General features: G+C 61.8%; 13 protein-coding genes. 6 read left to right on the forward strand and 7 right to left on the reverse strand.

Annotation, left to right across the window (positions count from 1 at the left end; genetic code table 11):
• Positions 1 to 19: 19 nt before the first annotated feature.
• The 4 genes from SINAC_RS29445 to SINAC_RS29460 form a co-directional block, all read right to left on the reverse strand.
• Complete coding sequence (locus SINAC_RS29445) at positions 20 to 3,337, reverse strand: PSD1 and planctomycete cytochrome C domain-containing protein (RefSeq protein ID WP_015249206.1); 3,318 nt, start codon at positions 3,335 to 3,337, stop codon at positions 20 to 22.
• Positions 3,338 to 3,669: 332 nt separating this feature from the next.
• Positions 3,670 to 4,626 carry a tetratricopeptide repeat protein gene (locus tag SINAC_RS29450; protein WP_015249207.1) on the reverse strand — a complete coding sequence of 319 codons (957 nt, stop codon included), beginning with the start codon at positions 4,624 to 4,626 and terminating at the stop codon, positions 3,670 to 3,672.
• 1 nt (position 4,627) lies between these two features.
• On the reverse strand, positions 4,628 to 5,278 hold the full coding sequence (locus SINAC_RS29455) for a hypothetical protein (RefSeq protein ID WP_237722791.1): 651 nt from the start codon (positions 5,276 to 5,278) through the stop codon (positions 4,628 to 4,630).
• Positions 5,279 to 5,339: 61 nt separating this feature from the next.
• Positions 5,340 to 7,400 (reverse strand): type II and III secretion system protein family protein, encoded by a 2,061-nt coding sequence (locus tag SINAC_RS29460; RefSeq protein ID WP_154673834.1) that lies wholly within the window; start codon positions 7,398 to 7,400, stop codon positions 5,340 to 5,342.
• 478 nt (positions 7,401 to 7,878) lie between these two features.
• Between SINAC_RS29460 and fabG the strand changes: the two genes are divergently transcribed.
• The 3 genes from fabG (at position 7,879) to SINAC_RS29475 (ending at position 11,883) form a co-directional block, all read left to right on the forward strand.
• Positions 7,879 to 8,637, forward strand: a complete 759-nt coding sequence (fabG, locus tag SINAC_RS29465) for a 3-oxoacyl-ACP reductase FabG (protein ID WP_015249210.1) — start codon at positions 7,879 to 7,881, stop codon at positions 8,635 to 8,637.
• A 177-nt stretch (positions 8,638 to 8,814) separates the two neighbouring features.
• Positions 8,815 to 10,809 carry a hypothetical protein gene (locus SINAC_RS29470; RefSeq protein WP_015249211.1) on the forward strand — a complete coding sequence of 665 codons (1,995 nt, stop codon included), beginning with the start codon at positions 8,815 to 8,817 and terminating at the stop codon, positions 10,807 to 10,809.
• Positions 10,810 to 11,010: 201 nt separating this feature from the next.
• The gene (locus SINAC_RS29475) at positions 11,011 to 11,883 is read left to right on the forward strand and encodes a hypothetical protein (protein WP_015249212.1); all 873 of its coding nucleotides are present in this window, start codon (positions 11,011 to 11,013) and stop codon (positions 11,881 to 11,883) included.
• Positions 11,884 to 12,070: 187 nt separating this feature from the next.
• On the opposite strand, the gene SINAC_RS29480 is transcribed toward SINAC_RS29475, so the two are convergent.
• From SINAC_RS29480 to SINAC_RS29490, 3 genes are all read right to left on the reverse strand, one after another.
• Positions 12,071 to 13,753, reverse strand: a complete 1,683-nt coding sequence (locus tag SINAC_RS29480) for an ABC transporter permease subunit (RefSeq protein ID WP_015249213.1) — start codon at positions 13,751 to 13,753, stop codon at positions 12,071 to 12,073.
• A 128-nt stretch (positions 13,754 to 13,881) separates the two neighbouring features.
• Positions 13,882 to 14,811, reverse strand: coding sequence for an ABC transporter ATP-binding protein (locus SINAC_RS29485; RefSeq protein WP_015249214.1), 930 nt, complete (start codon positions 14,809 to 14,811; stop codon positions 13,882 to 13,884).
• A 14-nt stretch (positions 14,812 to 14,825) separates the two neighbouring features.
• Positions 14,826 to 17,510: a hypothetical protein gene (locus SINAC_RS29490; RefSeq protein WP_237722792.1), complete on the reverse strand. Its 2,685-nt coding sequence runs from the start codon at positions 17,508 to 17,510 to the stop codon at positions 14,826 to 14,828.
• 225 nt (positions 17,511 to 17,735) lie between these two features.
• On the opposite strand from SINAC_RS29490, the gene uvrA reads away from it, so the two are divergent.
• The 3 genes from uvrA to SINAC_RS29505 all read left to right on the forward strand — a co-directional run bounded on the left by uvrA (position 17,736) and on the right by SINAC_RS29505 (position 23,412).
• Entirely contained in the window at positions 17,736 to 20,606 is a 2,871-nt protein-coding gene (gene uvrA, locus SINAC_RS29495; protein WP_015249216.1) for an excinuclease ABC subunit UvrA, read from the forward strand.
• A 623-nt stretch (positions 20,607 to 21,229) separates the two neighbouring features.
• Positions 21,230 to 21,895 carry a TetR/AcrR family transcriptional regulator gene (locus SINAC_RS29500; protein ID WP_015249217.1) on the forward strand — a complete coding sequence of 222 codons (666 nt, stop codon included), beginning with the start codon at positions 21,230 to 21,232 and terminating at the stop codon, positions 21,893 to 21,895.
• Positions 21,896 to 22,155: 260 nt separating this feature from the next.
• Positions 22,156 to 23,412 (forward strand): efflux RND transporter periplasmic adaptor subunit, encoded by a 1,257-nt coding sequence (locus tag SINAC_RS29505; RefSeq protein ID WP_015249218.1) that lies wholly within the window; start codon positions 22,156 to 22,158, stop codon positions 23,410 to 23,412.
• Positions 23,413 to 23,417: the final 5 nt, after the last annotated feature.

A 23,417-nucleotide genomic window follows, 5' to 3' on the forward strand; every position in this document is an offset into this window, starting at 1 on the left:
CGATCGAGCGCGAATCGCCTTAGTCGATGTAGATAAATTCGTTGGTGCAGAGCAAGAGCTGGCAGTAGGCCTCCCAGGCCGATTCTCGCGGTTCACTGGACGCGAGGTAAGCCAGCCCGATCTCTTGTTCTTCGCGGTCCGCGGACCGGCCGAAGAGGATCGAAAACGCTCGATCGATCTTGGCTCGATCGTCCTGGTTTCCCGCTCCCAGGCGCGCGGCAAGGGCCTGGGCTTGTCCTATGACAAAAGCGTTATTGAGCAGGAAAAGCGCCTGAGGAGCGACGGTCGATACGGTCCGCACATCGACCATGGCAGTCGAATCGGCCGCATCAAAGAGCGGGCCGAACGACGAACGGTCCGAGCGGATCGTCATATAGTAGAGCGTTCTCCGCTTGTTCTCGAAGTCGCGTACCGCAGGCCCCTTCATCGAACGATCGAGCTGGCCGGAAACAGCCAGCAAGCTATCCCTGATCGCCTCCGACTCGAGCCGGCGCCGGTTCATTCGCCCGAACCATTGATTGCCGGGATCCGCCGCCCCGGTTTCCGGCAAGGGGTTGCTCGCTTGCTGATAAACGGCCGAACGCATCATTTCACGGTGCATTTGCTTAATCGACCAGCCTGCCGCAACGAACCGTTTGGCGAGATAGTCGAGCAGTTCGGGGTGAGTCGGCCGCTCGCCGAGTTTGCCGAAGTTGCTCGGCGTTCGCACGATCCCCGCACCGAAGTGTTGCTGCCAGATCCGGTTGACCATCACTCGAGCCGTCAAGGGGTGCTCGGGACTGGCCAGCCAGCGGGCCAGTTCGAGCCGGCCGCTTCCCGACGTGATCGGGGGCTGGGAGTCGCCTCCCACGATCAAGGGAAAATGGCGAGGAACGAGGTCTCCAAGTCGCGAATAGCTGCCGCGAATATGGACGCGAACATCATGGACGCCAGCATGTGGACTTTCAGGCACTCCCCCTTCCTGCGTTCCATTGGCGTAGAGGGTCGGAGCCATCGCCACCTGTCTTTGAGCATCCAGATCCTTGCGAATTTGTTCAATCTTCCGGATGGCGGACTCGGGCAAGATCTTCTCATCGGCGTCCATCCTGACCCAGAAAGGACTGCTCGAGTCGGTCCGGTGAAAATTCGCCTGAAACTCGTTCGCGACCCGTTCGATCGCCGCGTGATCCGTGGGGGCTTTCTTGAGGACCTGTTCCCAAGATTCCAGCGCCTGCTTGGAGTCGGCCGCAAAGGCAGGCGACCGAACGTCCCCCTCCATGTCCTCGAACCGCCAGACTGCCTCATGGCCGAGACGGTCGGGGTGCGGGTTCGACTGGAGCGGTTGTTCGATGAGGTCGCGTGAGAGTTGCCACTCTCCCCCACCCCCCTCGGCGGCGATTGTCAATTCCACGGTTGTGGTATCACACGTATGACCGTTCTTGGGGAGGACCTGAAGCTCGATCCGATCCCCCTTCTCGACAACGAGGGGGAGCAAAGACTTCGGATCGAGCTGATGGCTTCCCCCATTGTCGATCTCACCGTGCGCAACCTCATGCCTCGAGACTCGCGAGCGTTGAACGAGCGCCCAGGCCACTCCGTCGCCCCCCGAGGGATCGGCATCCGACAGCAAACCGGAAACCGTCATTCGACCCGACACCGGACTGGTCCAGGAGACCGCGACTCCACCGCTCGGTCCGGGGTGGACCGCAACCGAACGAGGCGGAAGCTTGAAGGTCAGAAGCGCAATCTCTTCACCCGTCGTGTTGACAGTCAAGGAGGGACAATCGGCCTGGCCTTTCCAGGCCTGAAGGCCAACCCGCCCCGAGACGTCACGGACGGATGTGGTCATCAACGGATAGTCACGACCCAGCCCCAAGTCCTCGATCCACTGGCGAAGCGCGTAGGGGTGGAGCTTTCGCTCCCCGGCAAATTCCCGCAATGGCTGAGATGTCAAGCCGTCGGCCTGAGTCCGAAAATCCCAGGCGGCGACCATGTACCGAGCCGTCTGAGGGATCAGGTCACGGGCCAGTTGAGTTTTTGCATCGCTGAGGACGTTTTCAAGCGATTTCTCGAGAGACACGACATCCTGCTTCGCTCGCTCGCGTCGAGCGAGTTCCGCTCGAGAGACGAGAGGGATTTGAAGCATGGACGGCCCGCCCGTCTTGGCTCCCACGTTGGGGAGGATATGGCTACTGAAGAAGATGCCGGCGAGTCCATAGTAGTCGCGGGTCGGGATCGGGTCGAACTTGTGGTCGTGGCAGCGAGCGCAGGCGACCGTCAAGCCCATGAATGACCGGCTCACCACGTCGACCTGGTCGTCGGCAATGTCGGTCAGCAGTTTCTCTTTGTCGGCGTCGCCGCCCCCCCAGTTTCCAATCGCGAGCAGCCCGGTTGCGATTGTTCCCTCGACGTTGAGGCCGTCGGGTTCGGGAGCCGGAAGTAGGTCGCCCGCGATTTGCTGGATAAGAAAATCACGATAGGGAAGGTCGCGGTTGAAGGCATCGACGACCCAGTCGCGATAGCGCCAGGCCTCGGCGATATCTCCCGCGCCTCCCACGCCTCGCGCATCGAACGAATCAGCGTAACGAACGACATCGAGCCAGTGGCGGCCCCAGCGCTCGCCGTATTGTGGCGAGGCGAGCAAACGATCGACCACACGATTGAAGCCCTCCGAAGTCTGGTCGGCAAGGAAGGCTTCAACCTCCTCAGGGGTCGGCGGCAGGCCAGTCAGGTCGAAGGTCGCGCGGCGGATGAGCGTTCGCTTGTCGGCGGCAGGGGCGGGGTGAAGTCCTTTGGCCTCGAGCGTTGCAAGAATAAACCGATCGATGTCGGTTCGCGCCCAGGTCCCATCCTTGACTTGGGGAACGCTGACATCGCGGACCGGTTGGAACGACCAGAATTGGCGTTGTTCGTCGGTGATCCCCGCCGATCCGGGTTTGCCGTCACCCGCGACAGGCGCGGAAGGCTTGGAATTGGGCCAGGGCAGCCCCATGGCGACCCACTGTGTGAGCGTCGCAATCTCGCGGTCGGCGAGCTTCGCCTTGGGGGGCATCCTCGGCTCATCAATGTAGCGGATCACCTCGATGAGAAGGCTCTCGTCGGGAGCCCCGGCGACCGCGGCCGGACCGCTCTCTCCCCCTTTGAGGATCGCCTCCCGGCTCGTCAGCCTCAACCCTGCTTTCGGAGCTTCCCGGTCACCATGACACTCGATGCAGCGTTCGTGCAAGAGTGGGCGAACCTCTTTCTCGAAGAAGTCGCTCCCGGCCGCATCAGGCTCACCAGCGAAGGCGGAACAGGAGAGGAATCCCAGTCCGAGGAGGGTTCGACCCATGTGGCGAAAGAGAGTACGAAGGTGCATGGTGGGAGGTTCTCCCCGAATCCCTGGCGGGATGGCGGGTGGGGTGAAGCTTATGGGGTGTTCGATTTTACGTAGGCGGTCAGTCGCACGACCGCCTCGGTTGGACCCATCGGGAGATTCGGCCCCGGGAATGGAGCAGGTCGGGACCGCTCCATCCCTCTTTGTTTTTCTTGTCAATCGGTAAGTCTAGCGAGCGGATCAGGCAACCGGCTGGATCGAAGCGAACGTTCATGGCAACGAGAAGCGTCCGGTGGGGCTTCGGCACCAGGTTCGTTTCTCTCTTGAGTTTTGCGCGAAGCCACCCAAATATCAAGTGTGGAGTCCTGAACCCCTCACTTCTCCTGGGGCAAGGAGTTCGGCTGCGGCAGCGGCGTGACCGAGACCTGCGTAACGCTTGGGCCGGTTGTTCGTCGAATGCTGGCATCGGCGGAGGGGACCACGGGTGCCGGGATCGTCGTGGCAACTTCCTCGGCTTTCAGAGCCTTGGCGTCGAGAGCGGCCAAGGCCTGGCGTGCGGGAGCCAGGTTAGGCTGCAACTGGATCGCCGTTTGGTAGTGGGCCCGCGCTTCCTCTTTCTGTCCCATCGTCGCCAGGAGATAGCCGAGGTTGGCGTGGGCGATTGCACTACCACCCGCTTTGCTCAGAGCGATCAGAGCCTCGTCGGCCTTGCCCGCCGCAGCGAGGGTCAACCCAAGGTTCGTCTGAATCCTGATGTCGTCCGGGGCGAGTTTGGCGGCCGTCTTGAGGTTTCGCTCGGCATCGGTCCAGCGGCTCTGCAAGTAGTAGCTGTAACCGGAGTCGTTCCAGACCTTCGCATCGTCGGGACTGGCCTTCAACGCAAGGCGATAATGATCTTCCGCCTGGGCGAACCGGCCGAGCCGGTCGAGAGTCCCGCCGATCCGACGGTGGGCCAGGGCCTGCTTCTCACCGCTCCCTTTGATGCCTGCCCCGAAACCGCGGCGCGTGCATGCCTCGAGTGACTTCTCATACTCGGACAAGGCCGCGCTGTATTCCTTCTGCGACTCGAAGACTCGGCCGAGTTCAAGGTGAACGTTGAACTGCTGATCCTGGGTCACATCGCGATGGAAGTCCGTCTTCGCCACCGAGGCGTCCTGCTTGGGCGCTCCCGTCGTGGAGACCGATCCCGGATTGGTCTGGCCACCGCGTGGGACAGTCTGGCAGCCGATGAGTGAAGTCAAGACGCACGATAGCCCAAGAACCGTCCCTGGCCGCATCATCGCGGCCAGGGTCCGGTTTCGCCACGATCGGCGTTCCCATGAAACATTCATGTTATTGGCTTCCTCCGCCGCTCATGCCGAACCCAGAAGTACTGGTCGGGCTGGTCGTGAATGAGGTCGGTGCCCGCTGATCACGTGAAATCATAATATTGTGATAGTTAACGGCGTCCTCACCCAGCCCTCCGGGGTAGACCGAAGGCCCGATCACCACGCGTTCGGGAATCACGGGAAGCCCTGCTCCTTGAAGGGCCGCCACAACGGCCGCGCGGCGGGACTCCGCCAGCCCCGGTTCATCCGGGCTCCACTCGATCACGACGGGACCAAGCCAACCTGAGAGACGCGCGGCCATCAGGTTGAAACGGCCTGCTCCGATCGGAGAAAGACGATCCGTGCCGTCGAGAAAGTCGCTCCGGTAGAGGGTAAAACGATGTGGATCGGCTTTGGCCCGCATCAATGAGAAGTTCCCTTGGACGTAACTTCCCAAGGGGGGTTCGATGAAGTCCGCCGGTCGGCCGATAAACGTGTCGCGCCAGGCTTGATGGCGGATTTGACGCTTCGTTCTCGGTGCAAATCCTTCCGGCCCGACCGGACCAGGGCCCGTGGGAGGAATCGGGACGGGGGGCTGAGCCCACAACGTCGCCGCGAGCAGGCCCATGGCTAGTGCGCCTCCCCCCCAGTGGAACTTCCCTCGTGCCAACCACATATATCATATCCCCCTGAAAGGGTTAGGTTTCGCGTTCAAGCTCGGGGCAAGGTGCCGCCACTCAGTCTGCGTGGCCATGTGGTCCGATCACCCACTGGTTCTCGCTCTGGAAGTGCTTCATGACGTTCAGCGGGTCGAGCTCCCGGACCGTCGCGCGGAAGTCTTTGCCCGACTTGCCTTCGATTCGTCCCAGGAAGTAGAACTCGAAGTCGTTGGGCTGGATCACCCGGTCGCCGGGAGATTCAGGAACCTCGTGCTTCTCCATCGGGGCAACCAGTTCGGGAGTCACCAGCACAATCAACTCGGTTTCGACCGTCTCGATCTTGTTGCTGCTGAACAAGGGGCCGACGACGGGGAGGTCGCCGAGAATCGGAACGCGAATGGTGGTGGCGTTCGTGGTCGACTGAAGCAATCCGGCGATCGCCAAAGTCTGCCCTTCGCGAAGCTCGACGACGGTCCGAGCACTTCTCTGATCGATCGCAGGCACTCGACCGCCGTTGATGAGGGTTCCCTGACCGAAGTTAAGGGCGCTGAAGATCGGCTCGACATCGAGCCGGATCACGTCATTGGCCAGGATCTGCGGCAGAAAGGTCAGGATCGCTCCGAACTTGGCGAACTGCACCGTAACGACGGCCGTTCCGCCCGGAATCGACGAACTCTGGGGAACCGGATACGGGAAGAGCCCCCCCGCAATGAACTGAGCAGGCTGGCCGTCGAGAGTCATCAAGTTCGGTTCGGCGAGGAGTTTGGCCATCGCGTTGGATTTGAGCGCGTCGATGAACAACGAGAAGCGCCCTGCATCGAAAACTCCGAAGAGGGTGCCCCCCGCGCTCGCCGCAGTCCCCACCGGGGTCAAAGTCGTCGCAGCCTCGTGCATGATGCCGGCGAGAGCACTGGTGGCTGCGCCGCCACCGGCGGCACCGGCCCCAAGGCTCGCCCCCGCGGAAAGGTTGGCGACTCCACCGACCGTCGACGCCATAATGCTCCGGTCCTTGATCCTGAACCAGCTCGCCCCAAGCTGGCGGATCGCATCACGGTTGAGCTCGGCAATCTTCACGCGGAGCAAGACTTGGCGAGGTCCCGGGACATGAATCCGGTTGATGATGACCATCCCGACGCCACCGACACCGCCACCGCCGCTCATCCCACCGCCACTCATCCCGCCACCACCGCCACTCATCCCACCGCCGCCACTCATCCCGCCACCGCCGCTCATCCCGCCACCGCCAGACATCGGTGCTCCACCTGCACCGCCACCCCCTCCCATGCCACCGCCACCGCCACCGCCCCCGGTCATTCTCAGGCCACCGCTGTTGCGAAGCTCCGTCTGAACGAGCTGGAGAATGTCGCCCACCGACTTGTTGTCGGCGACCTCACCCTCCAAAATGACCTGCGAGCCAATCTGACGAATGTGGACCAAGGCCCCCGGATAGGCCTGCTTGATTCTCGACTCAAGGTCGCGAGTGTCCAGGGTGACCCGAATCAGGAACGAGACTGGCTTGTCGTCGGTGTCCCAGAGCGTCAGGTTCGTCTGACCGAACGATCGACCGTAGATGTTGAGGAGCCTTGAGTTCGGTTGATCGCTGAGAAGCTCGACGTCGGCGACGGCCGTGTTGGCGATGGCGACACGAGTCAGCAGCCGCTTGGTCTCGATCAGCTTGGTCTGCCCCATCGCCACGTTGATTTCGGCTTCGGGTTCCTTGACGTCGGAGATCATTTCCCGGATCCCCTGCGCCACGGCCTCCACCGGTCGCGGAATCGGCGGGCCGGGAGGTAAGGTGGGAAGCAGGCCGGTCGTATCTTTGACCAGATTGATGACCCGCGCACCGCCAGGAGAGACTCCCGGGGGCAGCGGGACTGGATCCACAGGGATGACCGTCGGAACATCGGGCTGGACGATCGGCTTCACCGGAGGCAAAGTCTCGGACGGCGAGAGCTCAATCGTCCGCGGCGCGGAGACCGAGGGGACAGTCGTCGCAGTCGAGGTCTGCGACGGAACCGCGCTCGGCACAAACGGCGGAAGAACACGACCTTCGGCCGTCGGCGGAAGCGCCGGGGGCGGGGACGGCACGGTTTCGGGGGGTTGGGCTGCGACCGTGAGAGAACTGATCAATGCAGCCAACGCTAACCCAGCACCACACCGCAACCGAACACGGAAGGTGCAAGCCCTGATTCGGGAAGTAGGCTGTTGGTCAAGCACTGGGACGGTTCCTTGCCGAGGCCGTGGATTCGTCAATCACAATCAGGAGAATAAGCTCGTTCTCCCGGCGTCTTGACCCGGTCGCACCATTTGGAATGATCAATCCGGTTATAGCGGCTCTAACAGTTTCATTCGGACATGGGCGCATCGGACTTGATTCAACCAGGGCCGTTTGCCCCGATTTCGCTATACATTCCACAATGGTTCCGGAATCTAGCCGGGATGTTCAGGTATGGATCGAGGTCGCTCTCCGATGTTGATGCAACGAGAATGTTCACAAAACCTCTGAGACGAGCGAAGAGTGGCAGACCTCTGCCTCCTTCGCTCGCGAGACAGAGAATTCATGCCCGCCTGGAAAACGAGCCGGCCCCAATTCCCCGTGATCCCAAGGAAGATGTCCATGAGCATCGCGATCGACCTCTCCGGAACAAGGGCCCTCATCACGGGGGCCAGCCAAGGCATCGGCGCCCAGATTGCGCAAACGCTGCACCAGGCGGGTTGTGAGGTGGTCCTCAATCACCTTGGCGACCGGACCCAGGCCGATGTCGACGCCTTAGCAGACGAGCTGCGTCAGCAGAGACCAGGGAGCGCCCACGTTTACGCGGCCGACGTCGCCGATCCCGTGGCCGTCGAGGCGATGATGCGTACCGTTGATGCGGAGCTGGGCGGAATCGACGCCTTGATCTGCAACGCCGGCATCCTCCGCGATCGCACCATCGCCAAAATGTCGATCGACGATTGGCAGAGCGTGCTCGACGTGAACCTCTCAGGCGTCTTTTACTGCTGTAAGTTCGGCCTGCAAATCCTTCGAGACGGAGGAACGATCGTCAACATGGGGAGCCTCTCCGCCTCGGCGGGCTTCCACGGTCAATCCAACTACGCCGCCGCCAAGTCGGGGGTCCAGGCGCTCACCCGAGTGCTCAGCCGAGAGTGCGCCAAGCGCTCCATCCGCGTGAACGCCATCGCTCCCGGCCTGATCGAGACCGCCATGTCCGCCACGCTCTCTGAGACCGTCCGTACCGAAATGCACAAAGCCATTCCCTGGCGAAAGTTCGGCGTCCCTCAAGATGTTGCCAACGCCGTCCTCTTCCTCTGCTCTCCCCTAGCGGCCTATATCACGGGCCACGTCCTGGAAGTTAACGGCGGTTGGAGAGGATAAAGACACTGCGTAAGTCGAGCAATCGATCTCGAAAGCTTTTTATGGCGAGATTGGCCGGATGCGAAACTCCCGAGAAACTCGCGATCGGAACGCGCTTCCGCAGTACCAAGCCGCTACAATACGGGTTCGCGATCCGTCGTTGGGGATGGGCATTCGAAAACGCGGAGGGGGACGGTGATGGCATCGGCTGATCTCGACACGAGAACGGAGAACGACCCGACATCGAACGGGGAACGACGGACGCGAATCGCCTGGGACTCGTCGGTTAGGGCGACCCCGCTTGGGCACGGATGGAACGCAGAACCGTTGGTGGTCGACTGGTTCGAGCCGGGGCATCCCGACCTGCTTGTCACGGCCGGTGGCGGTGCGCGCGAGCGCACGGCGCGGGTTTATCGCCGCTTGCCCACGGAAGAGGGGCAGGGCCGCCGCTATGATTCAGGCGAGTTGGTTCCCGGACTCGAAGGACTTCGCTCGGTCTGTGTGATCCCCAACGGCTCACCGAGTCGATTCGACCTCGTCGCCCTCGCTCAGAACGAGCTCGTTCTGCTCCCCAACAAGGGACAGGGCGCTCGACCGGAGTTCAACGAGAGGGTGGGGCTCGGCATCGGAGCCGACCTGGGTATTGGTCCCTGCCGGGTGGTCCAAATCGTCGCACTCGACTGGGATGGCGACGGCCTGACCGACCTGTTGGTAGGCATCGACGACCTGACCGGCTACTGGCCCGACTCCGACCGGCTTCCTCAGGCTCAACAGGTCGGATTCAACCAAAAAGGGGGCCATCCGGGATATGACCGGGGGGGACTCTGGCGTGGCCAGGCACCCACCGGGCGCCTTCTCTGGCTCCGCAACGTCGGCCAAGCGGGGGCCCCTGCCTTCGAGCTCCAGCCGGAGATTGGATCCGACGCCGGTCCGCTCGAGCTCGGCCTGCACCCGGCCGCACTGACCGTCGCCTGGGGAGGGGGAGGGAGCCTGGAGTTGCTGGCGACCGATCGCCGAGGGATCGTCCGGATCTACCGCAACTTCGGTGGCCAGCGTCCGCCCGTCCTGATGGAGCCAAGGACGCTCCAATGTGGGCACGCCCCGCTCGAACTGCCCGACGATCGAACGGCGGTGGTCGCCGCCGACCTGGACGGCGACCGTCGTGTGGAGCTCATTTACGGAACTTCGTCCGGGCATGTTTTCAGCGTCCATTCGGGGCCGACCCGCAATGATGCGAAGACTCCGGAAGAGCTTCTCAGCGAGCGCTCGGAGCTTTGGCTGGCCGGGCATGCCGTCGTAACCGTGGGCGACCTGGACGCGGACGGCGACCTGGATCTGGTGTTCGGCGACGCTTCGGGTCGACTCCACTATGTTCAGGACATGGGCACGCGCGACGACCACCGCTACCTTGCACCCGTCACGATCGAAGGAGGCGGTGCGCCGTTCCGAGTCGATCCCGGCCCTGACGGAATGCTCGATGGCCCGCTTGCACCTCGGCTCGGTTACTCCTGTCCCACACTGGTCGACTGGACCGGAAACGGCCGGCTCGATTTGCTCGTCAGCGGCGCGGGGGGAGAGATCCTCTTCCTGCGCAACGACGGTGCGGCCGATTCACCTCGGTTCGGCTCACCGAGCCCACTCCGCTGCGACGGGGGACCGCTGATCATCCCGCCGCGAGTCCGGCCCGCCGTCGCCGACTGGAATGCGTCCGGACAGATCGACCTCATCGCGCTCGACTTGCAGGGGTTCCTCTGCGTCTTCCCGCGCACGGGAACGCTCGATGTCGGGGCCCCGGCTCCCCTGGTCGACCGACTCGGTCGCTTCCTACGACTCGACGGCGGATTCGGCCAGGCCGGTCGCTGTAGCCTCTGGGCGGGGCCCTGGACCGGCTCGGGGCTGACGGATCTCCTGGTCGGTCTGCCCCGGGGGAACCGTCACGTGATCCCGGCCTTGACCGGCCTCCCCCTGGAGGATCCGGAGAGCTTGCCGACGGTCATCCTCCTTGAAAACGTGGGACATGGTCGAGTGGTTCCCCGCCTACTCCGGTATCGCGACGGTCGCCCCGTCATCTTCGGCGCGGAGGGCTGTAGCCCGTCCGGGATCGACGGCAATGGTCAAGGTGCTCTCGACCTCCTCGTCAGCAGCGATGACGGCCGCCTCCATCTGGTGTCTCGCGCAGACCTTCAGTGGTGACCGGCGGCATCAGAACTGTGGCATCTTGCAAATGGGCCTTTTCCTAACGACGCTGAACGATCGGCGTGGCAAGGAGGAGACGGAAGGACAAGGGCAACCCCCTTGTCCCTTTTCTGTCCGGCTCTAACAAGACCACCGCGGGTCGGGTTGGGGTCGCATCCTCTTCGGATCTTCCGCGATGACAACGTGAGGCTGGGACCGATGGTCGAGATCCCCTCCCCTGATGAAGAAAAAGAGAACGTCGACCTGGGCTGGCTAACGTCGGACGAGCCGAAAGCGACTTCCCGCAAGGCCGTTCCCACACCACCACCAATCGCCTCGGAAGGGTCATACGAAATCGAGGGCCTCGACCCCCTGGCGGAGGAAGGCGAAGACTCGCCGGTTGTTCCGCCCATCCCCGAGCCGGTTCCAAGGCCACGAAAGGCGCAGCCCGCGGATCGACCGGAGACGCGTTCAAATGCGAAGCCGGGGACGGTCGACGAGGTCTGGTCCCGTTGGGCCGAATGGGGACCGGACGTCATTCGCCTGGTCGTCGTAGCAGGCGTGCTTCTGGTCCTGCTCTACCTCACACTCACGTCGCTCATGTTCAAGACTGCGTTCTTGATTCTGGTGGGGGGTGGGATTGGGCTCCTCCTCTTGAGCTATCCACTCTTCATCACCATGGAACGCCCGATTCGGATCACCCCCGAGCAGGCGGCCAAAGACTATTATGCCGCCCTGTCGCACAGTGTCCCGCACATCCGGCGAATGTGGTTGCTCCTAAGCTCGGATGGACGATCTTCCCGGTTTTTTCACTCATTCAATGAATTCAATACATACTGGAACGAGAAACTCAATTCGCTGAAACCCGCGAAAGGCGGCCGGTTTAACCCCCTTCTTTTCTCGGTCCAGGACTTCAAATCCGAGAAAAGCGCGGGACTGACGCACCTGGAAGCGAAATTCACGCTGCAAGTCCAAGAGCGTGACCAACCGACTTCACCCGGCCGAACGTTTCCGGTCACGGTCCGACTGGTCAAAGGACCGGATAAGATGTGGTATCTCGAAGATGGAACAATGCCCGAGGCCCGCGCCTGAAGCGATCCCGTTGTTGCGGGATCCACCAATCCAAAGGGGGCGCTCCCTCTGCTCAAATCATCAACCGAGGATCTACAAAGGGGCGACCGTCAAGAGTTTGTCCAGAACTCTTGACGGTCGCCCCTTATCTCGGTTCGCAAACCCCAAATTGCTCCAGGACTGCGATGCTGCAAATCGGTGAAGCGGTTCAACCCCCAGCGCCGGCACGCCACCACCGCCAGCGGAATGCCAGGTAGGTCACCCCGAAGAGCAAGAGGCAGACCGGCGGATAGAGCAACAGGAAGTTGGCCCAGACCGGCAAGGGGACACCCGGGATCATCTCGACCTTGATGGAGGGGGGAAGCACGGGGTTGTCATTCGAGAAGCCGTTCGGCTTGATCGGAGTCATCGGGATACTGAACGCCGCCGAATAGGGGCTCGTCACGGTCAAGGCTGCAAGCCGCTCCTCGGTGATCGACGAGAACCCTTGCAAGTAGTAGTTCAAGCCGACGGGACCAGCGAACAAGAGCAAGAGAGACATATACGTTAAAACGATCGCGACCGAGGTTTTGCGAGAGAGCGCAGAGCAGAGCAGACCGATCGTCGTGGTCACCAAGCAGGTCATCGCGATGATTAAGAGGAAGACGATCAGGGTCCAGAACCGGTCCCAAAGTTCCTGAAGCAAGAAGTAGGCGAGCAGGAGTTGCTCGGTCAGCAGGAAAGTCAGGACCGTCGACACCCGGAGCGCGGCGAGCAGCTTGGCCAAGACGATTCGGCCAGGGCCGAGCAACGTCGTCAGCAAGAGGGCCAGGGTCTGACGCTCACGTTCCTGGGTGATGCTTCCGGCCGAGAAAACAGGGCCGACCAGCAGGTTGAACGTGATGACATAGGCGACGTAGTATCCCGCCCGGTCCGAGCGAAGGAACAGGAGCGCGGCCATCAGCGGGATCGAGAGCAGCATGCTGACCTGGATGACGACGCGGAGCATCAGCGTCCCTTGGCTGAAGATCTCGCTCCGTAGTTCCTTATCGAGGACCGGATTGGTCCCGTCAGGCATCAGGTCGGTTCGCTTCGCAGGCGCGAACAGCTTATCGGGAAAGAGGTCACGATCGATCACGACGCCGATGGCGTACTTCATCTCCTCCTCTTCGTCGACCACATCCTTCCCCTCGCTTCCGACGTCAGGGGGCCGGAGGAGCCGGCGATTGATCACGATCGCAACCACCGTCCAGATGGCGAGGCACCACGGAGGGAGTACCGAGACCGTCATGAATGAGACGAACTCGCGGGCTCGGGGGTCGTTGGGATCGGTCCGCGTCAATGCCACGCAGAGGACCGCCAGCGGAAGAATGATCAGATAGCTCACCATCAAGGCTGAGCTGGTCCGCCCGAAGAAACTGGAGGCGGCGACACTCAAGAGACCGAACGTCCCTGCCGCCAGGATCAAGACGACGTAAGCGCGAGCGATCTCGGAGAGCAGAATTCCGCCGAGCAAAAAGCAGAGGATCATCAGCGGCAGGCTGGAGAGAATCAGGATGACCAAGTAGCTGAGCGAGCTGAGCAACTTGCCGGTGAGGATGTTAAACGGCTTAAGTGGACTGGCCAGCAGCATCTCATAGGTTTTCCTCTCCTTCTCGCCCGTGATGCTCCCGGCCGCGAACGTGGGCGCCACCAAGGCCACGAGAAAGAATTGACCGAGGAAAAAGAGCTCGAACAATCGACGGGCCACCCCCGACCCAACCTGGCGTCCCCCTTCGGAATCGGCCGGCCAGTAGAAATAGACCACCGCGCCGAGGAAGAGCACATAGATCAACTGCAACACGAACGCGCGGGGTGACCGCAGGTTGACGAGCAGCTCACGCGTCAGGACAGGGTTGTCGCGAAACAGCATCGAAGATCGATCCAGAAGGTTCCGAAAGGTTCGCTACATCCGACGGACCGAACCAATGAAGCCAGGCCCATCCTTATGGATGGTTCTTTTTCAAATGGCCGGAGCTTCAGGCTCTCTCACTCTCACCCTTAGTTGACGATTCCCTTGGTAATCATCATAAAGACTTCTTCAAGACTCAGGGGCTCCTCGGCGAATGAGTTGACTTGCACCCCCTCGCCGATCAAACGGCCGAGGAGTCTCGCCATGTCTTCATCCTGCCCTTCGAATTCGGCCGTGAGCGTGTGGTCGAACAGCTCCACCGTCCGAACGGACGGATCATCACCGAGAATCGAGGCCGCGCGAGTGGTCGTCTCATCAAGGACGCGGACCTTGAGCACCCGGTGCGAGCGCAACTGGCGCTGAATTTCCTGGATACTCCCGGCTGCAAGCAGCTTCCCTCGTTCAATGATCCCGATCGACGTGCAAAAGTCGGCCAGCTCGGAAAGGATATGGCTCGAGACCAGGATCGTCTTCCCCATTCCGCGCAACTCATTGAGCAGCGCTTTCATCTCGAGACGGGCCCGAGGGTCAAGCCCGGAGGCCGGCTCGTCGAGAATCAGGACGGGCGGATCGTGGACCAGCGTCTTGGCCAAACAGAGCCGCTGCTTCATCCCCTTGGAAAGCCCATTGACGTAATCATCTCGTTTATGCGTAAGATCGAGCAGCTCGAGGACCTCGCCGATGATCTTCTTGCGGAATGTATAAGGAATTTCGTAGGCGACGGCGAAAAAATCAAGAAACTCCCAGACCTTCATCCCATCGTAAACGCCGAAGTCATCCGGCATGAACCCGATCACCCGGCGCACGGCCATCGGATCGTTGACCACCGAGTGCCCGCAAACGCGTCCCTCGCCCGAGGTCGGCCGAAGCAAGGTGGCGAGAAAGCGAATGGTCGTGCTCTTCCCGGCGCCGTTAGGGCCGATGAATCCGAAGACTTCTCCCTTACCAATGGAGAAGCTCAGATCATCGACCGCCACGAAATCACCGTAACGCTTGGTGAAGTTGACCACCTCAATCATTGACGATCCTTCGGCTAGCGGACGTTGGATTTTGGTGTAGCCTTCACCTCGCCGCGAGAAGGGGCTGGTGACACAGGGGCCGGCGGAGAACCGCGAAGGAGTCTGGGTCTGGAGCCCGAAATCGAGGATGCGCCGTTCTCCAGCATTGGCTCGTCAGGATCGGGGACCGTGACCGGCTCACTGGTTGCCTGGGCGGTTTGACGTGCCAGGTAATCGTACCGTGGTCCCGAGGGCGCGGGAGGGGGGCCATTCTCGAGGTGAACGACCACGGCCGTGAAGCCGCGATGCCGATCGACGGCAGGCTCAAACTTTTCGCCCGCCATCACCTTCGACGTCCAGGCCACCAGGCGAATCTCCCCTTGATCCTCAAGACGATTCTCGGCGTAGGTCTGAAAAGCTTGTAAGAAGGGATTCGGATTGAGCTGGCCCTTGGCGATCGCGGGGATCCGCGGAACCGGAGTTGCCACCAACGGGATGGTGGCCCCCGGCTTGATCGTCCCAAGGTAAGTTTGCTTCCGGTCGTTGGGGCCGTTCACCTCAACCACGGTCGCATCCTTCAGTTCCAGATCGGTCGCATTGACAATCCGCCGCCCCTCGGCATCAGTCACCAGGGTGATCGCGCCCGGCAAATTGACCATCTGCTCGGCACGGAACAAAGAGAGGCTGCGCGGTTGCACCTGAAACCCCTCGAGCGCAGGCACCGGCTGCGATTGCCAGTTCGACGTCGTGATATCCTCACCACGGAGCGAACGGCCGTTATCCAAGGGCAGAGCCAGCGCGGTCGGGTCGTTGGGAAAGGAAATGGTGAACCGAATCCGGCCGGTCGTGTACAACGACGCGAACCGGCTGAGATGCGCTCGCGGATAGTCGCCGTAGGTCTCAAGGACATCAATTTCGTCGCAGGCCATGTCATAGCCCATGTCGTAAGCCGCAGCGCGTTCCACCCCGATGGCAAACCCGAGCGACAATACGGGGACCACGACCCAGGCCCACTCTCGCCGTCCGAATACATATCGGCATATTAGCCAGTTCAGGGGAACCAGGGCAAGCACATAGGCCAAGATCACCTTGAGAACGAATCCGGAACTCGGGATCGAGATTCCCGAGGCATCCTCTAGCGCATCGCGGCTCATCTTCGGCAAGGCCGAAGAATCCACCCACTCGGCAACGGAATTTGCGGAATTCGCAGCATTCTCGGCGGCCGCTTCTGCCCCGGGCGACGCCACCGGGTTTGTGTTCAGCCCCGTGACCTCGTCCACCGGATCGGCAGCCGGCTTGACGTAAGGCCTCGGGAGCGAGGCGCCGAGGTCTCGGCTCAGGATCCGGAACCAGCTCAGATCGGGGCCCAGCAGAGGACCGAACTTGGCCGGTTCGACGCTCCGCCCGTTCCAGCCTCCCCATCCGAACACATTGTCCTCCGGGCGGCGGAGGATCACCCGACGCACGAGCGTATCGAGCCCCGGCCAGGCGACCAGCGCCGGGTCGGTCGGATTGAGCGCCAGCATCAGGATTCGCCCCCGGCCCACGCGTTGTTCCACCCCCAGGATCCGCTCGCTCGACTCTCCCAGGCGAAGCGTCGAGGCGCCTGGGTTCGGCCGAAGTCCCGCCAGATAGACCGGCCGGTTCGACGCGGGACGAATCGGTTCCGGGTCGAGGTAGGCGTGCTGGCGTCTTTGGGCCTCCGTATCGACCTCGGGAACGGGCACAGGTTCTTCGCGGACCGCGTACGGAATGATCGGGCGAAACGCATCCGACAACGGTTTCAAATCGCTTTCGTTGAGAAGATCGCTTTCACCCGAGAGGGAGGCCGGCAGATAAGGCCCAAGGAAGCTGTCGCCCAAGGCTGCGAACGAAGGTCGAGCGCCGCCGATCAGGATTAATTGACCGCCCCAATGGAGCCAATCAAGCATCGCCTGTTGCTGCGCGGGGGTAAGTCGCTCGGCGGGGAGTCCGTCCCAGATGATGTGGCTCAAGGTGGTCCAGGTGAGGGGGTGCGACGAGAGGGGGAATGTACCGCTCTCCATCGGCAAGACCATCCGGTAGTAGCGCTGTTTGTCGAAAACCTGCGCATCTTCGCGATCGGCCGAAAGCGGAGCCATCGCCTGAAATTGGCCCCAGCGGGAATAGAGGTCGGTCTCATCCTTGCTCAGGATGAGAATCAGCATCTGGAAGGGTTCGAGCACCCGAAGACTCGCCTGCCAGATCTCGTCGGCCCGGATGGCCTCGGGCCTGGTCAATTCCAGACCCAACTCCTTGGGGATGCGGGGCATCATGATCTGTAAACCAAGCTTCGCCCGCTGTTCCTTAAGCAGCCGAACCTCACGCCGATAGATCACCTCTTGCGGGGCATCGGCCGCAAGTTCCCCCTCGCGAGGCATGCCGAGCATCCGGACGGGTGAGGTGTGGAGCATCCCGACGTAATCGTCGTAGTTCGCCCGCATCTCGAGAGAGAGCGTGCTCCAGTGGTTCGCCTTGACGAAAGGGAGAATGTCGAAAGGGGCGATCTGTGACCGAAAGAGTTCGAGTGGCGGCCTCGTCTTGTCCTTCTCGACCTTGGCCTTCACACTCTCGGGATCGGTCAGGATTTTGAGCCGTTCCTCGGCCGTCGGCAGTTGCGCCCAGGCCGACGTTCCCACCAGAAGCCCGACAAGAGTCAGGGCTTGGGACAGACGCCGAACGACGGAAGTCGGATGATTCACGTGATGCGATCCCTGATTCGCCTCGAGCGGTTTCCGAGGCAACCCGATCCTGAGGTGAGCAAGTCGATTGCGTCGAGGTCGAGTGTAACCCGAACCCTCTAGGTCTGGAAGTGCCCGGCGGCCAACTTGCGACTCTTTCCCAAGAGGCTGTAGGCTGAAAGGGGATAGCGTCGGATTCGGTCGCGAAGGTCGTTGGTCGGTTGGTCGTTAAGGAGAGCTTGGGGAATGACGGATCGTCCCTCCCGCGGAACGTCGGATTCAACCTGGGTCGATCGGATTCGCGTTCAAGGCGCGCGGGTCCACAACCTCCGCAACATCGATATCGATCTGCCGCGCGATCGGCTCGTGGTTTTGACGGGGGTCAGCGGCTCGGGGAAAAGCTCTCTGGCCTTCGACACCCTCTATGCCGAAGGGCAGCGGCGCTACATCGAGAGCCTCACCAGCTTCGCTCGCCAGTTTCTCGACCAGTTGGAACGGCCCGACGTCGACCTGATCGAAGGTCTCCCGCCGACCGTCTCGATCGACCAGCGCGCCGGCGCGGTCAATCCTCGGAGCACCGTCGGCACACTGACCGAGATTCACGACTACTTCCGCCTGCTCTACGCCCGCACCGGGATTCCGCATTGCCCCGGCTGCGGTCAGGCGATCCGACGCCAGACCCCGGAGCAAATGGTTGCGGGGGTCCTCGCCATGCGCGAGGGCCGCAAAGTCCTGGTGCTTGCCCCTCTGGTCCGGGGCCGGAAAGGAGAGCATCGCGAGGCGTTCGAGGCGATCCGACGAGCGGGATTACTCCGCGCTCGCGTCGACGGACAGATCGTCGAAATGACGGATGACCCACCGAAGCTCGCAAGGAACCGCGCCCACCACGTCGAGGCCGTCGTCGATCGACTCGTAGTGCGCGAGGGAATCCGGCCAAGGCTCGCCGAAAGCATCGACCTGGCCCTGAAACTCGGGGAAGGCACCGTCGTCCTCTCCGCCCAGACCGACGCAGGGTGGGACGACCTGGTGCTCAGCGTCAAGTACGCCTGCCCCTCGTGTGGCACCGGATTCGAGGAACTCGAGCCGCGCACCTTCAGCTTCAACAGCCCCCACGGCGCCTGTGCCACCTGCGGCGGGTTGGGAACGCTCTCGGCCTTCGATCCGGAACTCGTCGTACCCGATCGCTCAATATCCCTCGCCGAGGGAGCGATCGCTCCCTGGAGAGGGCTTCGCTCAAGCGCCCAAGACGATTTCCTCCTGGATCCGGGGCTATCCGCGCTTCTCAAACGAAGCCGGCTGACCCGCAATACCCCCCTCGCCGACTGGCCGGAGAAGACCTATCACCGACTCTTCGCCGGTGATCCCGACCTGGATTACGCTGGTCTGACGGCGGTGCTCGAGCACGAGTTCAGCACGTCGAAAACCGAGGCACGTCGGACTGCGCTCGGACACTTCCACGATCAGACCACCTGCCCCGACTGCCAAGGTGCCCGGCTCCGCCCCGAGGCCCGAGCCGTGACCGTGGGCGGACAAACGATTCACGAAGTCCTGACTCGACCGCTTCCGGAGATTCGCAAATTCATCGCCAACCTCACATTCGAGGCTCCGCTAGAACCTGTCGGTCGTCCTCTTGTGCCGGAAATCATCAACCGGATCGAGTTCCTCGAGCGTGTGGGCCTCGGCTATCTGACCTTGGCACGCGGATCCGACACCCTCTCCGGCGGAGAGCTCCAGCGGGTTCGCCTCGCCACCCAGATCGGCTCGGGGCTGGTTGGCGTCTGCTACATCCTCGACGAACCAACGGCCGGACTTCATCCCCGCGATACCGGCAAATTGCTGGCGAGCCTGGAACAACTCCGTGACCAGGGGAACAGCCTCGTGGTCGTCGAGCATGACGAGGCCACCATCCGCGCGGCCGATTGGCTGATCGACCTGGGGCCGGGCGCTGGACCTGAAGGGGGACAAATCGTCGCGACCGGGCCTCCTGATGCGCTCGTCGTCGTAGGCAAGTCGGCGACCGCCGAGTACTTGCGTCAGAACGTCCCGAACGCGGTGCCCAAGGCCCGACGCCTCGCTCAGAGTGCAGGGTCAATCGAGGTCGTGGGGGCGACGGAGCGGAACCTCAAGGGGATCGATGCCCGGTTCCCCCTCGGCACACTCATCGGCGTATCCGGAGTGAGCGGGTCGGGCAAGAGTACCTTGGTCAACGACGTGCTCGGCCGCGCGATGCGCCGCGCTCTCGGAAATGCAGGGCCGAGACCAGGGGCACACCAACGAATCGACGGTTTGGCATCCGTCGACAAGTTAGTGGAGATCGACCAGGCACCGATCGGTCGCGGCCCGCGTTCGACCCCGGCGACCTACACCGGGGTCTTCGACGAGATTCGCAAAGTGTTCGCCCGGACCCGCGAGGCCAAGATTCGCGGCTACCCGGCCAGCCGGTTCAGCTTCAACGTCAAAGGGGGCCGTTGCGAGAGCTGCCAGGGGCAAGGGGTCCGAAAAATCGAGATGAACTTCCTTCCCGACATGTTCGTCACTTGCGACGCCTGCGGTGGGAAGCGATACAACCGGCAGACGCTTGAGGTCCGCTTCAAAGGACTCTCGATCGGCGACGTGCTCGACCTCCGAGTCGACGCGGCGCTCGACGTCTTCGACGCCCAGCCCAAAGTCCGACCGGGGATCGAGTCGTTGCATGAAGCCGGGCTCGGCTATGTGACCCTCGGTCAGTCGAGCTCGACCCTTTCCGGCGGTGAAGCCCAGCGCGTCAAGCTCGCCGCCGAGCTCGGCCGCCCTGCATCGGGCCGGACCTTCTACATCCTCGACGAGCCGACGACCGGCCTCCACTTCGCCGACGTCGACCGACTCCTCAAAGTCTTGCACCGGCTGGCCGACCTCGGAAACACCGTCGTCGTCATCGAGCACAACATCGACGTCATCAAAACCGCCGACTGGGTGATCGACCTGGGTCCGGAAGGGGGAGATGCCGGCGGCCAGATCGTCGCCATGGGAACCCCAAACGACGTGGCCGAATCGCCCGAGAGCCACACGGGACATTACCTCCGCGAACGACTCGGCCTTCCCTGCTCAACGAAAAAGGCGAGCTCCCCTGGGAAATGAGGCATTCCACCGGCCAAGCCAGCCGCCCTGCCTGCGCACAAGCTTCTTCCAATCGCGCGGCTGGCCCGGCCGTTCAGAGAAAAAGGGACGCCCCGCCAAGTCGCTTCAATCGCTTCGGATTTACACGCCCTAAGATCGTCAGACTCCCCCCATCAACTCCAAAAAATGGGTCGGTTCGACGTACGGACGATTGACGAATGGGCGCAGTTGACTATGATTTTTACACGGACTGACTGGTCAGTCCGCACCTGAACCTGATTCAAAACCTGCCTCGTCGTGTGCGATTGGTCTCTCGCATCGCTTTGTTTTGAAGCGAGGCGACTTGTTTCCGAAGGGTCTCGGAGCGAGCGAGACGGTTCGATCATTCATCCAGCCAGCCGCCGATTGGCCCTCCCCCGCTACCCGGACAACCCGCTTCGTTACGATTCGATCCCCCCCTTGTTGTGTCTGCTTGAAACCCGACGGCGATCCACAACGTTGAGCTTGCAAGGGATCGCTGGGCGGAATCTCTGGATCGCTTGACGTAAACGGTTGGCTAGGCTTGACCGCAAGCGTTCCGGACGCAGGTCTCAAAGAGGGGGCTCAACTCAAAGCACAACCCGTTGATGACGCGGAGCCTTGCCTTGAATCGTACGACCGAGAGCGGGGCCGGACCGGAACAGAGTGTCGAACCGAGCCCGTGTGGGCGTCGCGAGGAAATTCTTGAGGCGGCCACGAAGCTCTTCGCCGAGCACGGCTTTTCCGACACCGTGACCCAGGTTCTCGTGGAACGACTTCAAATTGGCAAGGGAACCCTCTACCGCTATTTTCCCAGCAAGCGAGACCTTTTCCTCGCAGCCGTCGATCGGGTGATGCGCCAACTTCGCCAGTCTGTTGATTCCGTGATCGCCAATATTGAGGATCCGTTCGATCGCATCGCTCGCGCCATCCACACATACCTGGTCTTCTTCGAGAAGCATCCTGAGTTCGTCGAGCTCCTAGTGCAAGAACGGGCTCTGTTCAAAGATCGCAAGAAGTCGACCTATTTCGAGCACCAAGACACCAATGTCCTGCGCTGGCGGGTCCTCTTTGGCTCGCTCATTCTTGAAGGACGGGTTCGCGAGATCCCCGTTGAACGGATCACGGACACCATTAATAGCTTGCTCTATGGCACCATGTTCACAAACTATTTTAGCGGCCAGAAGAAACCGCCCGAGCAGCAGGCGAAAGACATTCTTGACGTGGTCTTTTACGGGATCTTGAGCGAGTCGGAGCGCCAGCGAATGGGCCAAGAGTGCGTTGGCCCATGAGTCGATGTTACAGAAACGGCCGGTCGTCCCGAGGCGATTCGAACCCAGGAACGACTCACGATGCGACGAACCTTCTTGATTCCCACGGCAGTGGACTCGAATCAGAGTTTGCCCGCTTAAGGATGGGCCGAAGTCTCCGGTTTTGACGCATTCTTGTCTGGTGATTGCCTGGAAGAAGGAATCTCAAGATGAACAACTCAGGGACGCAGAATCCGAGTTGATCGCTGATTCCGGGTGACCATCGTCGGAGCTTATTTTTTATGAATCGAGCACGCGCACTCATTCTGATTCCTGCTTGCTGCCTCGCGATTCTCGGGTGCGAAGCTGAGAAGCCGAAGATGGTCCAGACCAAGCCCCCCACAGTCATCGTGAGTCGTGCGATCACGGATGACGTGACCGACTATGAAGACTTCACCGGAAGGACCGAGGCGGTCTTCTCCGTCGACGTCAGGGCGCGAGTCACCGGTTATCTCGAAAAGGTCAGTTTCAAGGACGGAGACGAGGTCAAGGAAGGCGACCTGCTGTTCGAAATCGACCCTCGCCCTTATCAGGCCGAGCTCGCGCGGACGGAGGCAACGATCCTTCAGGGCGAGGCCCACCTGAACCGGTTGGATGCCGATCTCCGCCGCGCCAAGAATCTCTTCAACCGAGGAAATATCAGCCGAGAAGAGTATGACAAATTCACCGGCGATCGTGCCGAAGCTTTGGCCATGGTCGGCGTGGCCATGTCGGGGCGCGACCTGGCCAAGCTCAACGTCGAGTTCACCAAGATCAAGTCGCCGATCAGCGGAAGGCTCAGTCGCCGCTTGGTTGACCCCGGAAATCTGGTGAAAGCCGATGAGACGATCCTCACGTCCATCGTTTCCCTCGACCCGATGTACGTCAACTTTGATATCGATGAGCGAACCATCCTGAAAATTCGCCGCCTGATCCGCGAAGGTCGCGTCAAATCGCGTGCGGAAGCAGAGGTTCCCGTGTTGATCGGCCTTTCCGATGAGGATGGCTTTCCCCATCGCGGGACGATCAACTTCAGCGACAACAAGGTGGATCCCAGCACGGGAACCCTGCGCGTTCGTGGCATCATCGATAATCCGAAGACGCCGAATACCACTTCCCGCGTGCTCTCCCCGGGCCTCTTTACCAGAGTCCGGTTGCCAATCGGCGCCGCGCATAAAGAAACCTTGATTCCTGAAGACGCGATCGCCACCGATCAAGGTCGCAAATACCTTTACGTGGTCAAGGATGAGAAGAAGAAGGGGGCCAAGAGCGAGTCGGAGATGGAACATGTCGTCATCGACCGCACCGTGAAGGTGGGCCGGACGATCGGCGGCCTCCGAGTAATCGAGGACGGTCTCCAGCCGGACGAGTTCGTCATTGTCCGAGGCCACCAGCGGGTCCGCCCCGGTGCAAAGGTTGAGACGCGGCTCTGGGAAGATGCCCCTCCCCCACCCTCCTCGGGAGACGCACTGCAAGGGACAAGCGACCCCGCAAAGGCCACCCAAGCGTCGCGTGAGTAACACAG

Origin of the sequence: Singulisphaera acidiphila DSM 18658 (genome assembly GCF_000242455.2) — a bacterium.
In the GTDB taxonomy this organism is placed as follows: Bacteria; Planctomycetota; Planctomycetia; order Isosphaerales; family Isosphaeraceae; genus Singulisphaera; species Singulisphaera acidiphila.